This window comes from Exiguobacterium sp. s168 (assembly GCF_018619035.1).
GTDB classification, from domain to species: domain Bacteria; phylum Bacillota; class Bacilli; order Exiguobacteriales; family Exiguobacteriaceae; genus Exiguobacterium_A; species Exiguobacterium_A acetylicum.
Genome location: NZ_JACSNE010000001.1, coordinates 15,203 through 28,680 on the forward strand (window position 1 = coordinate 15,203; position 13,478 = coordinate 28,680).

Consider the following 13,478-nt stretch of genomic DNA (forward strand, 5'->3'; position numbering starts at 1 on the left):
AACGCCTCTGCGAATCGCAGGGGCGTTTATAGTATTTTTAAATTGAATCAGGTACACTACTAAGGAAGAGCGATTGTGAAGGAGAGTTGTGAAAATGAATGGAGAGTTTGCAGTAATTGGACTAGGGCGCTTTGGTGGCTCGATTGTCCGTGAATTATCGAAAAATGGGTACGATGTCTTAGCGATTGACTCCGACGAGGAGCGCGTCAATGAATTCATGGGAATTGCGACGCATTCCGTCATCGCGGACACGACGGATGAGAATGTCTTAAAAAGTCTAGGAATCCGAAACTTCGATCATGTCATCGTTGCCATCGGGGAAAATATTCAAGCATCTATCTTGACGACATTGATCTTAAAAGAGCTCGGGGTACAATCGATCACCGTTAAAGCGACGAACGATTACCACGAAAAGGTATTACGAAAAATCGGAGCAGACTTCATCGTTCACCCCGAACGGGATATGGGCGTCCGGATTGCAAATGGTTTAATGAGTTCAAATATTCTTGACTATCTCGACTTATCTCAAGAATTTTCGATCGTTGAAATTAAAGTCAGTGACCGGATGGCAAAACAAACATTGATCGACCTTGATCTACGAAGCAAATACGGAGCGAACGTCGTCGCCATTAAACGTGGAGAAAACGTTCTGATTTCTCTACAAGCTGATGAAATGATTGAAAAAGGGGACTATCTCGTCGTCATTGGTGAAAATGAGGATCTCGACCGTCTAGAGCGTGCGATTCATAAAGTGAAGAACTAAAAAAAGCTGAGGCACGCCTCAGCTTTACATTTACTTAATTAAATGAGTTGGAATTCTTTTAATCCGTGTGCGATACCGTCCTCAAGGATGGGTTTCGTGACATAGTCAGCGGCAGCTTTCGTTTCTGGAAGCCCGTTGCCCATTGCAATACCGGTTCCGACGTAGCGGAGCATCTCTAAATCGTTTAAAGCATCACCGAATGCAAAGGTATCTTCGCGGCGAATATTCGTCAATTTCAGGAATTGTTTGATCCCTTCTGCTTTCGAGGAACCGACATTGATGACATCCATTGCGTGTGGGTGCCAACGAATGAAATCGAATGCGTCATACCGTTTAACATAATCCGCTTCTTCTTCGGCCGTACAGTAGACGAGCGTTTGGAAAACATCATGCGATAAGAAAGCTTCTTCATCGTGAATCGGTAATGGCATGTCGAGTTCGCCGAGCGAATCTACGACATGCGTGTCATTTGATTTCGTCGTGAAGCCTTTTGTTTCGCCAAGATAAACGAGTGTATGCCCGTTTTCTTTCGCTTGTTGCGTTAAATGCGTTAAATCCGTCTTAGGTTGTGGACGTTTGTAGATGATTTCATTTTGATGAACGACGATTTGCCCGTTATAGCCGATAATCGTATCGATGTTGAGTAGTTCACGGATTCCAGACAACATCGCAGGTCCGCGTCCAGTTGCAAGGGCTACATAGACACCATTTTCTTGAAGCTTACGAATTGCCTGTTTTGTTGATTCCGGAACAAAATGACCATCATGCAATAAGGTTCCGTCGATATCGAAAAAGACGACTTTCTGATTTGCCATGGTTTCACCTTCTCTTTTTAATTGGTCGAAATGACCTGTTCATGTGAAAGTATAGCATAACCAAAAGCGTGTTGCCGGAAGGGAACATGCCGAATAAGGATGAAAAATAGTCCATGTATCGTGTATACTGTACTAAGGACAAAAAACAATGTACTGATAAGGAGTTGCTAGGCATGATTTTTAAAGTATTTTACCAACCGCTTCGTTCGGAAGCACCTGTTCGTGAACGGACAGAAACAATGTATGTAGAAGGGGAAAGCATTCGTGACGTGCGATCAACGATTGACCACCTCAAAGATATCAACATCGAGTTCATCCGCGAAGTCAGCGGAGAATTTTTGACATACGAACAACAACATCCTGATTTCAAGGTTGCGACGTTCGAATGAAGTTCGTCAAAAACCATCAGGCCGCCGTTTTCGCACTCGGTGGACTCGGGGAAATCGGGAAGAACACGTATGTCGTTCAATTCCAAGATGAGATCATCGTCATTGACGCGGGTGTCATGTTCCCAGAAGATGAATTACTTGGAATCGACTATGTCATTCCAGATTACACGTACTTGATCAAGAACAAGGATAAGGTCAAAGGCGTCTTCATCACACACGGTCATGAAGATCACATTGGTGGTCTGCCTTTCTTGCTTAAACAAGTGAACTTACCGATTTACGCAGGGAAGATTGCGATGGGTCTCATCAAGGTGAAGTTAGAAGAGCATGGTTTGCTTCGCAACGCGGAACTGCATGAGATCGATGAAGATTCGGTCATCAAGTTCCGGAAGACAAGCATCTCGTTCTTCCGTACGACACACTCGATTCCGAATTCGTTCGGTGTCGTCGTCAAAACACCACAAGGGAACATCGTGCATACAGGGGACTTCAAGTTCGATTTCACGCCAGTCGGAGAGCCGGCTGATTTAGCGAAAATGGCTGAACTCGGTAAAGAAGGCGTATTGTGTCTTCTATCGGACTCAACGAACGCAGAAGTGGAAGGGTTTACGATGAGTGAACGTGTCGTTGGGGAAACGATCTCAGACATCTTCCGTAAAGCGGAAGGACGGATCATCTTCGCGACGTTTGCGTCGAACATCTATCGTCTGCAACAAGTCGTCAATGCTTCTGTAGAAGCAGGACGGAAAATCGTCGTCTTCGGACGTAGCATGGACAAGGTCATGATGATTGGTCAAGAACTTGATTTCATCAAAGCGCCGAAGGGTACGATCATCGAGCCGAACGAGATGAAACGTTATAAATCAAATGAGTTGACGATCCTTTGTACCGGTTCACAAGGAGAACCGATGGCTGCACTTAGCCGTATCGCAAACGGAACACATCGTCAAATCTCGATCATTCCGGATGATCTCGTCATCTTCTCGTCGTCACCAATCCCAGGAAACGTCGTTTCTGTCGGAAAGACGATCAATCAGCTGTATAAAGCTGGCGCAGATGTCATGTACGGTAAACTGAATGATATCCATACATCAGGTCACGGTAGTCAACAAGAGCAGTTGCTCATGTTACGTCTATTGAATCCGAAATACTTCATGCCGATTCACGGGGAATACCGGATGCTGAAGAAGCATATGTCGCTTGCGATGGATGCTGGCGTACCGGAAGAGAACTGTTTCGTCATGGATAACGGTGAAGTACTGGCATTAGATGCGAATGCAGCCGCTATCACTGGGAAGATTCAAGCGAATGCGGTTTATGTCGATGGAAAAGGAATCGGAGACATCGGAAACATTGTCTTACGCGATCGCCGTATTCTCTCAGAAGAGGGACTCGTCGTCGTCGTCGTGACGCTTGACTCGAAGACGAATCGTCTCGTCTCTGGACCGGACATCATCTCGCGTGGTTTCGTCTACATGCGTGAGTCGGGTAATTTGATTAAAGATGCTGAACGTCTACTCAAGCGTTCGCTTGATCAATCGCTTGCGAACCGCAATACGAAATGGACGGACATCAAACAAGTCATCAACGATACGCTCACACCGTATTTAACAGAAAAAACACAACGTCATCCAATGGTCATGCCGATCATCATGGAAGTCTGATTCAAAAAAATCCTCGTCTCCGAAACGGAAACGAGGATTTTTGTATTACGTAGCAGGACCGTATTCCTTGAACGGTTCTTTTTTATCAATCCGATCGTAAAACATGACGCCATCTAGATGGTCGTATTCATGTTGGCAGACGATTGCTTTCATCCCTTTTAAACGTAATTTTATAGGATTTCCGTTATGATCGATGCCAGTTAGGGTAATACGCATATAGCGCGGTACATGTCCTTCGACTTCACGGTCGACGGACAAACATCCTTCGCCGCCAGTTAAATACGTCTGCTCGACGGAATGACTGATGATTTTTGGATTATAGATACCAAATTCCAATAAATCGTCACCATCCGGTAAGCGGATCGCGAACATGCGCTTGTTGACACCAATTTGTGGTGCTGCAAGTCCAATACCGCTTCGTAAGTCGTATTTCTTCGCAATTTCATCATCTTGACTGTTGGCGAGGAACTCGCGCATGAGTCGCATCGTTTCCTTATCCTCATCGCTGAGAGGGAAGGTCACTTCTACTGACCGTTCGTGAAGAGCAGGAACGTCTTCGCGTACGATTTCATTCATGGTGATCATGAACAACACTCCTTTCGTCTACAAAAAGTATAGCATAGGAAAGTGGGGAATGATGACAACTAACACAGTAGGAAAATATCGAATGATACAGAAGATGGAATATTCTAGTTTTGTGATTGAATTCACAATGTGAAACGCGAAAAAAATAAAACATTTCCTTTGATTTTAAGGTGTTACAGATTTATACTTGTAACGTAATGAACAAGACGCTATAACGTGTCGATTCATGATAATACAGTTTACTCAACTGAATAGGTACACAGACACATGTTCAAAGGATAGTCACACGGGACTTCGTTTTTTGGACACTATTGTCATGTGGGCAAATCAGTCAGAGGAATATTTCGCTGAACGCAGTGAAAGGATGAGGTGAAAAGATGAACGTAAACATGTTTAAAAACGTGGAAGAAAACTTTGAAACGTTCCGCATTCTTGACGAGAAAGGTGAAGTCGTCAATAAAGACGCTATGCCAGACCTCTCGGATGAAGAGCTTACGGAATTAATGCGCCGTCTCGTATACACACGTATCTGGGACCAACGTGCAATCTCACTTAACCGTCAAGGACGTCTTGGGTTCTACGCACCAGTAGCTGGACAAGAAGCGTCAATGATCGGTACACAATTCGCTTTGGATAAAGATGACTGGATTCTTCCTGGATACCGTGATATTCCACAAATGGTCTTCCATGGCTTCCCACTTTACAAAGCATTCTTGTTCTCACGCGGTCACATCACAGGTGGTAAGATTCCTGAAGGTGTTAACGTCTTAATGCCACAAATCATCATCGGTGCGCAGATCGTTCAAGCGGCTGGTGTTGCTCTCGGTCTTAAGAAAAGCGGTAAAGAACAAGTCGCAATCACTTACACAGGTGATGGTGGTTCTTCACAAGGGGACTTCTATGAAGGAATGAACTTCGCTGGAGCTTTCAAAGCACCTGCAATCTTCGTCGTTCAAAACAACCGTTTCGCAATCTCGACACCTGTCGAAAAACAATCTATGGCGAAAACAATCGCTCAAAAAGCTGTCGCTGCTGGGATCAATGGTATCCAAGTCGACGGTATGGACGTTCTCGCTGTATACGCAGCTACGAAACAAGCTCGTGTTGAAGCACTTAACGGTGTTCCGACATTGATCGAAACATTGACTTACCGTTACGGACCACACACACTCGCTGGTGATGATCCAACACGTTACCGTACAAAAGACATGGATGATGAGTACCAAGCACAAGATCCACTCGTCCGTTTCCGTGCTTTCATGGAAGCAAAAGGTCTTTGGAACGAAGATAAAGAGAACGAAGTCATCGAGCAAGCAAAAGCTGACGTTAAGGAAGCACTTGCACAAGCTGACAAAGAACCAAAACAAAAAGTTACAGATTTCATCAACGTGATGGCTGAAAAGCTTCCACAAAACCTGCAAGAGCAGCTTGATGAGTATACAGCAAAGGAGTCGAAATAACCCATGGCACAAATGACGATGATCCAAGCGATCACTGACGCAATGCGCGTCGAGATGAAACGCGACGAACAAGTTCTCTTGTTCGGTGAAGACGTCGGTAAAAACGGTGGGGTATTCCGTGCGACAGAAGGTCTTCAAGATGAGCTCGGTGAAGACCGCGTCTTCGATACACCACTTGCGGAATCAGGTATTGGTGGTCTTGCTGTCGGATTCAGTCTGACAGGATTCCGTCCAATCATGGAAATCCAATTCTTCGGATTCGTATTCGAAGTATTTGATTCAGTCGCAGCACAACTTGCGCGTCTCCGTTACCGTTCAGGTGGTACGTACAGTGCACCTGTAACAATCCGTTCACCATTCGGTGGCGGTGTTAAAACACCGGAACTTCACGCAGATAACCTCGAAGGACTCATGGCTCAGTCACCAGGACTTAAAGTTGTCATTCCTTCAACACCATACGATGCAAAAGGTCTCTTGATCGCGTCAATCCGCGACAATGACCCAGTCGTATTCCTCGAGCACATGAAACTCTACCGTTCATTCCGCGGTGAAGTGCCAGAGGGCGATTACACGATCGAACTCGGAAAAGCTGATGTAAAACGTGAAGGTACAGATGTAACAATCGTCACTTACGGTGCGATGGTACACGCTTCACTTAAAGCAGCTGAAGAGCTCGAAAAAGAAAACATCAGCGTCGAAATCATCGACTTGATGACGATCAGCCCGATTGATATCGATACGATTCTTGCTTCTGTCAAGAAAACAAACCGTGTCGTCGTCGTTCAAGAAGCACAAAAACAAGCGGGTATTGCTGCAATGGTTGCTACTGAAATCCAAGAACGTGCAATCCTTGACCTTGAAGCACCGATCCTTCGTGTTGCTGCACCAGATACAATCTTCCCATTCGCACAAGGTGAAGACGTCTGGATCCCAGACCACAAAGATATCGTTGAGAAAGTCAAAACTGTCTACAATTTCTAAGAGCATTTCGGAAAATAAGGAGAGGGTTCCATTCTCTCCTTGCTTCCGTTTTTACAGATAACAATCGACTAGAAGAGTGAACTAAAAGGAGGCATATTCAAATGGGTTTATTTGAATTCAAATTGCCGGATATCGGTGAGGGTATTCATGAAGGTGAAATCGTAAAGTGGTTCGTAAAAGCGGGCGACACTGTCAAGGAAGACGACGTTCTTCTTGAAGTACAAAACGATAAAGCAGTCGTTGAAATCCCATCACCAGTTGATGGTACTGTTAAAGAAGTAAAAGTTGACGAAGGTGTCGTAGCTGTCGTTGGCGACGTCCTCATCACATTCGAAGTCGAAGGCGAAGGTTCTGCTCCTTCTGAAGAAGCAGAGCAACCAAAAGCTGAAGACAACGCGAAAGACGTTCAAGATACGGATCAAAAAGTGGAAGACAAACCAAACGAGGTTCAAATCCATAAATCAGAACGCGTCATCGCGATGCCATCTGTCCGTAAATATGCACGTGAAAAAGGTGTCGACATCCGTGAAGTCCAAGGTTCTGGCGACAACGGTCGTGTTGTTAAAGAAGACATCGATGCATTCGCAAACGGTGGACAAACTTCTGAAGCACCAGCAACAGAAGAAAAAGCACCAGCTGCAGCTGCTTCTGCACCAAAAACAGAAGTTAAGCCTTACGTTGCTGCTCAACCTGAACTTGAAACACGCGAGAAAATCAAAGGAATCCGTAAAGCGATTTCGAAAGCAATGGTTAACTCGAAACATACAGCTCCACACGTAACACTCATGGACGAAGTTGATGTTACGAACCTCGTAGCACTCCGTAAAAACTTCAAAGAAGTTGCGGCTGCTCAAGGTACGAAATTGACTTACCTTCCGTTCGTCGTAAAAGCATTGACGGCTGCTGCTAAGAAATACCCAGCAATCAACGCATCAATCGACGATGTAAACGAAGAAATCGTCTACAAAAACTACTTCAACATCGGTATCGCTGCAGATACAGACAACGGTCTTGTCGTACCAGTCGTTAAAGATGCAGATCGTAAATCGATCTTCTCACTCGCTGACGACATCAACGACCTTGCTGGTAAAGCACGCGAAGGAAAACTTTCTGGCGACGAGATGAAAGGTGGATCAATCACGATCACTAACATCGGCTCTGCTGGCGGTCAGTGGTTCACGCCAGTCATCAACCACCCAGAAGTTGCAATCCTCGGTATCGGTCGTATCGCTGAAAAAGCGGTCGTTAAAAACGGCGAAATCGTTGCTGCACCAGTTCTTGCACTTTCATTCAGTTTCGACCACCGTCTCATCGATGGTGCAACTGCACAAAACGCGCTTAACTTAGTTAAACGTCTATTGAACGACCCACAACTTCTCATCATGGAGGGATAAGCAATGGTAGTAGGTGAATTCGCACAAGAAACAGATTTACTCGTAATCGGGGCTGGCCCTGGTGGTTACGTTGCTGCAATCCGCGGCGCGCAACTCGGTATGAAAGTAACAATCGTTGAACGTGAAAACGTTGGCGGTGTCTGCTTAAACGTTGGATGTATCCCGTCAAAAGCCTTGATCACTGCAGGACACAACTTCCAGCATGCTAAAGGTTCAAGCGATATGGGGATCACTTCTGAGAATGCAACTGTCGATTTCTCGAAAGTTCAAACTTGGAAACAATCTGTCGTCAACAAATTGACTGGCGGCGTTAGTGGTCTTCTTAAAGGGAACAAAGTTGAGACTGTCGTTGGGGAAGCTTACTTCCAATCAGAAGATACAGTTCGTATCATCAACGAAGATTCTTCGACTCCTTACAAATTCAAGAAATGTATCATCGCGACAGGTTCGACTCCAATCGAACTTCCAGCTTTCAAATGGTCAAAACGCGTTCTTTCTTCAACAGGCGCATTGAACCTTCCTGAAATCCCGAAAAAACTCATCGTCATCGGTGGCGGATACATCGGGATGGAGCTTGGTACAGCGTATGCGAACTTCGATACAGAAGTCGTCATTCTTGAAGGAACAAAAGACATCCTTTCTGGTTTCGAGCCTGCTATGACGCAAGTCGTTAAGAAAAAGCTCAAACAAAAAGGTAACATCACAATCCACAACGAAGCACTTGCTCAAAGTGTGGAAGAGTCGGAAGATGGCGTTAAAGTAACATTCGAAGTCAACGGTGAAGCACAAACAGTTGAAGCGGACTACGTCCTCGTTACTGTTGGTCGCCGTCCGAACACTAGTGATCTTGGTCTTGAAATGGCAGAAGTTAAAGTCAGCGACCGTGGTCTTGTCGAAATCGACGATCAGTGCCGTACTTCAAACGAAAACATCTACGCAATCGGTGATATCGTTCCCGGACCACCACTTGCACACAAAGCTTCATTCGAAGCTAAAATCGCTGCTGAAGCAGCTGCAGGACACCCTGCATACCTCGACTACAGTGCAATTCCAGCGGTCGTCTTCACAGACCCAGAACTCGCTACAGTCGGTTACACGGAAGCACAAGCAAAAGAAGAAGGACTCGACTACATCGCGTCTAAATTCCCTTACGCTGCGAATGGTCGTGCACTTGCACTCAACGAGCCAGACGGCTTCTTGAAAATGATCACTCGTAAATCAGATGGTCTCTTGATCGGCGCGCAAATCGCTGGTACAGGTGCTTCTGATATGATCGCTGAAATGGGACTCGCAATCGAGTCTGGTATGACAGCTGAAGATATCGCACTCACAATCCACGCGCACCCATCACTTGGTGAAATCGCAATGGAAACTGCTGAAGTTGCAATCGGCAGCCCGATCCACATCATTAAATAATATTGAAACACCTCATTCGCGGGGAGCCGACCGTGAATGAGGTGTTTTTTGTTTGGGCTTGATTCAAAAAAGGAAAAGGAAAAGTAAAAATTGGAGAGGGTGGACGCACATGGAATCCGTGACTACCTTGGAGGAGCTGTATTACGTATCAGAGATGGATAAGGTTCGTTTTGTCGGCTGGACGACTGCACTCGCCCGCTATGATTTTGCTGTCGTCTGTACGGGACAATTCTTCGGGAAAGTACTCGTCGTCAGTTTAACCGGTGGTCAGTCAGCGTTACTCGATCAACAGGATGTGTTGAATGGAGATGTCTTAGTTCGTACATTTGCGATTGAACGAGAGGATGTCGAAGTAATTGGTGAAGCACTCGCAGCATTCATTCCTTGTTCACCAAACGATGAGTACGCAGAATGAAATGACTAAAAAAGCAGTAATCCCCATTGAATAAGGATTACTGCTTTGTCTTGTTTTTACCGAATCGCATTCGATTGTTGAATGACTTTGATTGTCTCGAGTGAATGGTCCTCAAGGCCTTGAACCGGAAGACCAGCTTCGATGTTTTCTTTGATATAGGCAAGATTGTCTGCCGTAATCATTTCACCTGGAATGAAGATTGGGATACCAGGTGGATATACCATCATGAATTCAGCTGAAATCCGCCCGACCGCATCAATCAACGGAATCGTCTCTGTCTCTTCATAGAATGCATCACGAGGACTGAGAGCGAGTGCTGGGATGTCTGGAAGAACAATCGAATGATCAGTCGTTTCAGCTCCATTATTTTGATAACGTGCAACCAGTAATGACATCGCATGTAGAAAGGCATCAATCGTCTCTTCCGAGTCACCAGACGTAATGATGACGAGGATGTTGTTCAAATCTGAAAGTTCAACTTCAATCCGATGTTCTTCACGTAAAAACTCTTCAACAAGGTGACCGGAAATACCAAGTCCTTTAACGGAAACGAGCACTTTCGTTGGATCAAAGGCAAACGTCGCACTCGAATGAAGATCGGATTCACCGAAAACAGCGAGATAAGGAAGCTTCGCTAATCCAAAACGCATCCGTGTCGCAAGTTCAAGTGCCCGACGATTCATCGCTTCACCATTGATCGCAAGGTGACGTCGTGCACAGTCAAGAGATGCGAGCAATAGGTAGGATGTCGATGTCGTCGTCAACATCGAGAGCACCGCTTGAACTTTATCTGGAGAAACAAGTCCGCGACGAACGTTCAGGACAGAGCTTCCAGTGAGTGACCCACCGAGCTTATGCACGCTGGTTGCGGCAAGATCAGCTCCTGCTTGCATCGCAGACAATGGCATATCTTCGTGGAATGCGATATGAACGCCGTGTGCTTCGTCGACGAGTACCGGAATACCTTTACTATGGGAAAGCTTGACGATACTCTCTAAGTCGCCAGCAACGCCGAAATAGGTCGGGTTGATGACGAGAACTGCTTTTGTATCGGGATGAAGTGCAAGGGCACGTTCTACCGCGCTTGGTGTGATACCGTGCGCGATTCCGAATGTCTCATCAAATTCAGGGTGAATGAAAATCGGATGCGCACCAGAAAGAACGATAGCTGACATCACCGATTTATGCACGTTCCGAGGAACGAGAATTTTATCATCAGGTCCGACGACACTCATGATCATTGCCATGATTGCCGTTGAAGTTCCTTGTACGGAAAAGAACGTTTCGTCGGCGTGGAAGGCTTGAGCGGCCAATTGATGAGCTTCCTTAATGATTGCCTTTGGATGATGAAGATCATCAAGGGGAGCGATATTGATTAAATCGATATCGAGCGCATTCTGACCGATGAACGATCGAAAGGCTGGATCCATTCCTTGACCATTTTTATGACCGGGAATATGAAATTGAATTGGTTGACGTTTCGCATGCGCGAGTAGCGCATCGAATAAAGGTGTATCGAGCTGTGTTAAGCTTTTTGTTTGCACCAGATTTCCCCCCTTAAAACCGAATAAAAATACAATCAAACAAGCTAACTATAACAAGTTTTCGGACGGTTGCAACTGTTTTATGCTTCTTTTCCGTGTAAAATAGAAAAGTGCAGAAAGGAAGTGGGAATGATGGCATTGAATTATCCGCTCAATTCCGATTGGTCGACTGAGGAAATCGTGAAAGTCATCGACTTCTTTAATTTAGTCGAACAAGCGTATGAATCAGGCGTTGAACGACAGCGGTTGCTCGAAGCATATCGTGAATTCAAACAGATCGTCACCTCGAAATCCGAGGAGAAGCAATGGGATCAGTTTTATGCGGAAGAGACAGGTTGCTCGAGTTATCGGACGATGCAGCAGGCGAAACGTCAAGAAGAATCAATTGTTCGCATGAAGAAATAATTAGACCACGAAGATAAGACTCCTGTGCGAACGCGTCGGAGTCTTATCTTTTAATCCGACTGGAAATGTGCGGGAAATGATCAACATTTGTTTAAAGTGGAAAGGAAGCGGCTATATAATACATACAAGACGTTGACCTTACAAATATGTGAAACTGTATTTTTTAAAATTAGATGCTTTACATCTAAGTTGAATCGTACTATTATAGATTCAATCCACTAATAAGTCGCAATTGTCTGACAAATTAAACCTCTGTTTATCCCGCGAAGGAGTGTGGTTACTGTGAAACAAGTGATAGAAGCATACAAGAGAAAAGATGCAGAAAAACGCATTCCTGTATTGCGTCTCGAAATCGATTATGAGCTTGCTACATTACACGATGCGATGGTGGCAAGTGACGCAGAAGCTGTTGGCGCAAGTAAAGAGCGCCTCGAAAAATATCGTCAAGAGATGGTACGTCTTGAAGCTTGATTTCAACGTTCCGATCTCTACCTTATAATAAAATATCAACTCTTCAACCAGCGAACTGTTCGCTGGTTTTCTTTTTTTGTTACTATAGAAGAAGCTGGAAACAACGATGAAGGAGTGAACTCAAATGCAGATTGAGTTGGATGCGATAGATTTGATCAAACGAGCGGGAAAGTACATTCGCGAAAAAATTGATGGTTCGTATCACGTCGAACAAAAAACCGGAAAAAGCGATTTAGTGACGGAGATTGATCAAGCCGTCGAGGATTTATTGATTCAAGGTATTTTAGATCGCTATCCGAATCATCATATTTATGGGGAAGAGGGACGAATCGCTCGACCTGATACACTCGAAGGCACGATCTGGTTCGTTGATCCGATTGATGGAACGATGAACTTCATTCGTCAAAAACGAATGTTTGCCATCTCGATCGCGATCATGATAGATGGTGAGTTACGTTATGGTTTCGTTTACGACGTCATGGCTGACGAGTTGTTCCATGTCATCAAAGGGCATGGTGCTTATCAAAACGGCATACGATTACCACAAATCGAGGAGCGGAGTGTTAAAGAAGCAATCATCTGTATGAATGCGACCTGGGTGACACCAAATCGTCGGATCAATACGGATCGTCTTGCACCACTCGTGCGACATGCCGTCGGAGTGCGAGCGATCGGTGCAGCATCACTTGAACTTGCATGGACAGCTGCAGGACGTGTTGATGGGTATATCACGATGCGTAATATGCCTTGGGATTACGCAGCCGGTCAGTTATTGATTGAAGAGGTCGGTGGGCGTGTCGGAACGATCACAGGTGAATCGATGTCATTTCTCGAACAAACGAGTGTGCTAGCAGGGAGCCAGACGTTCGTTAAAGATGTTTTGACATTCGTACAAACACAAGAAGATTGAAAAAAGGTTTCTTTCGTTTTAAACGAAAGGAACCTTTTCGGTCATGCTTGTTTTCGTAAACGTGCCTTTAAGACGAACCCAGCACCCATCGCAACAATCATCAAGATGACAGAAGCAATCGTCATCGGAACGTTTTGTTCCGCGATGAAGATGCCGATTGCTGCCATGGATCCTACGGCAAGCATAGCGAGTAATAAAAATAGCAGACGCATGTTTTTTCCCCCTCTACCCGTGAGTACGTTAACAGTGTAGCGTGAATGAAGGAT

General features: G+C 45.2%; 15 protein-coding genes. 11 read left to right on the forward strand and 4 right to left on the reverse strand.

The features are described 5' to 3' along the window. Positions 1 to 94 precede the first annotated feature (94 nt). Positions 95 to 763, forward strand: a complete 669-nt coding sequence (locus tag KNQ15_RS00090; protein ID WP_023468857.1) for a potassium channel family protein — start codon at positions 95 to 97, stop codon at positions 761 to 763. A 38-nt stretch (positions 764 to 801) separates the two neighbouring features. Here the strand turns inward: KNQ15_RS00090 and KNQ15_RS00095 are convergent, their stop codons facing one another. Next, on the reverse strand, positions 802 to 1,578 hold the full coding sequence (locus KNQ15_RS00095; protein WP_064299596.1) for a Cof-type HAD-IIB family hydrolase: 777 nt from the start codon (positions 1,576 to 1,578) through the stop codon (positions 802 to 804). Between the two features lie 173 nt (positions 1,579 to 1,751). Here KNQ15_RS00095 and KNQ15_RS00100 point away from each other — a divergent pair, with 173 nt between their 5' ends. Together KNQ15_RS00100 and rnjA are read left to right on the forward strand one after the other, a co-directional pair. Continuing rightward, complete coding sequence (locus KNQ15_RS00100) at positions 1,752 to 1,967, forward strand: DNA-dependent RNA polymerase subunit epsilon (protein ID WP_023468855.1); 216 nt, start codon at positions 1,752 to 1,754, stop codon at positions 1,965 to 1,967. Then, positions 1,964 to 3,631 carry a ribonuclease J1 gene (rnjA, locus tag KNQ15_RS00105; protein ID WP_035396693.1) on the forward strand — a complete coding sequence of 556 codons (1,668 nt, stop codon included), beginning with the start codon at positions 1,964 to 1,966 and terminating at the stop codon, positions 3,629 to 3,631. The genes KNQ15_RS00100 and rnjA overlap by 4 nt, the downstream gene beginning before the upstream one ends. Positions 3,632 to 3,676: 45 nt before the next feature. Here the strand turns inward: rnjA and def are convergent, their stop codons facing one another. Then, the gene (gene def, locus KNQ15_RS00110) at positions 3,677 to 4,216 is read right to left on the reverse strand and encodes a peptide deformylase (RefSeq protein ID WP_029342180.1); all 540 of its coding nucleotides are present in this window, start codon (positions 4,214 to 4,216) and stop codon (positions 3,677 to 3,679) included. A 377-nt stretch (positions 4,217 to 4,593) separates the two neighbouring features. Here def and pdhA point away from each other — a divergent pair, with 377 nt between their 5' ends. The 5 genes from pdhA to KNQ15_RS00135 all read left to right on the forward strand — a co-directional run bounded on the left by pdhA (position 4,594) and on the right by KNQ15_RS00135 (position 9,882). Further along, positions 4,594 to 5,676, forward strand: a complete 1,083-nt coding sequence (gene pdhA, locus KNQ15_RS00115) for a pyruvate dehydrogenase (acetyl-transferring) E1 component subunit alpha (RefSeq protein WP_023468852.1) — start codon at positions 4,594 to 4,596, stop codon at positions 5,674 to 5,676. Positions 5,677 to 5,679: 3 nt separating this feature from the next. Then, positions 5,680 to 6,657, forward strand: coding sequence for an alpha-ketoacid dehydrogenase subunit beta (locus KNQ15_RS00120; RefSeq protein ID WP_023468851.1), 978 nt, complete (start codon positions 5,680 to 5,682; stop codon positions 6,655 to 6,657). 101 nt (positions 6,658 to 6,758) lie between these two features. Then, positions 6,759 to 8,051 carry a dihydrolipoamide acetyltransferase family protein gene (locus KNQ15_RS00125; protein WP_029342177.1) on the forward strand — a complete coding sequence of 431 codons (1,293 nt, stop codon included), beginning with the start codon at positions 6,759 to 6,761 and terminating at the stop codon, positions 8,049 to 8,051. Between the two features lie 3 nt (positions 8,052 to 8,054). Then, the gene (gene lpdA, locus KNQ15_RS00130) at positions 8,055 to 9,467 is read left to right on the forward strand and encodes a dihydrolipoyl dehydrogenase (protein WP_214726927.1); all 1,413 of its coding nucleotides are present in this window, start codon (positions 8,055 to 8,057) and stop codon (positions 9,465 to 9,467) included. Between the two features lie 109 nt (positions 9,468 to 9,576). Continuing rightward, positions 9,577 to 9,882: an SAV0927 family protein gene (locus KNQ15_RS00135; protein WP_029342175.1), complete on the forward strand. Its 306-nt coding sequence runs from the start codon at positions 9,577 to 9,579 to the stop codon at positions 9,880 to 9,882. 56 nt (positions 9,883 to 9,938) lie between these two features. Here KNQ15_RS00135 and KNQ15_RS00140 read toward each other — a convergent pair whose 3' ends face one another. Next, positions 9,939 to 11,426 carry an aminotransferase class I/II-fold pyridoxal phosphate-dependent enzyme gene (locus KNQ15_RS00140; RefSeq protein WP_023468847.1) on the reverse strand — a complete coding sequence of 496 codons (1,488 nt, stop codon included), beginning with the start codon at positions 11,424 to 11,426 and terminating at the stop codon, positions 9,939 to 9,941. A gap of 132 nt (positions 11,427 to 11,558) precedes the next feature. Here KNQ15_RS00140 and KNQ15_RS00145 point away from each other — a divergent pair, with 132 nt between their 5' ends. The 3 genes from KNQ15_RS00145 to KNQ15_RS00155 all read left to right on the forward strand — a co-directional run bounded on the left by KNQ15_RS00145 (position 11,559) and on the right by KNQ15_RS00155 (position 13,212). Beyond that, positions 11,559 to 11,831, forward strand: coding sequence for a UPF0223 family protein (locus tag KNQ15_RS00145; protein WP_029342174.1), 273 nt, complete (start codon positions 11,559 to 11,561; stop codon positions 11,829 to 11,831). A 282-nt stretch (positions 11,832 to 12,113) separates the two neighbouring features. Next, positions 12,114 to 12,302 carry a hypothetical protein gene (locus KNQ15_RS00150; protein WP_023468845.1) on the forward strand — a complete coding sequence of 63 codons (189 nt, stop codon included), beginning with the start codon at positions 12,114 to 12,116 and terminating at the stop codon, positions 12,300 to 12,302. Between the two features lie 124 nt (positions 12,303 to 12,426). Further along, a complete protein-coding gene (locus KNQ15_RS00155; RefSeq protein ID WP_029342173.1) occupies positions 12,427 to 13,212 on the forward strand; it encodes an inositol monophosphatase family protein in 786 nt (261 codons plus the stop codon). Positions 13,213 to 13,253: 41 nt separating this feature from the next. On the opposite strand, the gene KNQ15_RS00160 is transcribed toward KNQ15_RS00155, so the two are convergent. Further along, positions 13,254 to 13,424 (reverse strand): DUF5325 family protein, encoded by a 171-nt coding sequence (locus KNQ15_RS00160; protein WP_023468843.1) that lies wholly within the window; start codon positions 13,422 to 13,424, stop codon positions 13,254 to 13,256. Positions 13,425 to 13,478: the final 54 nt, after the last annotated feature.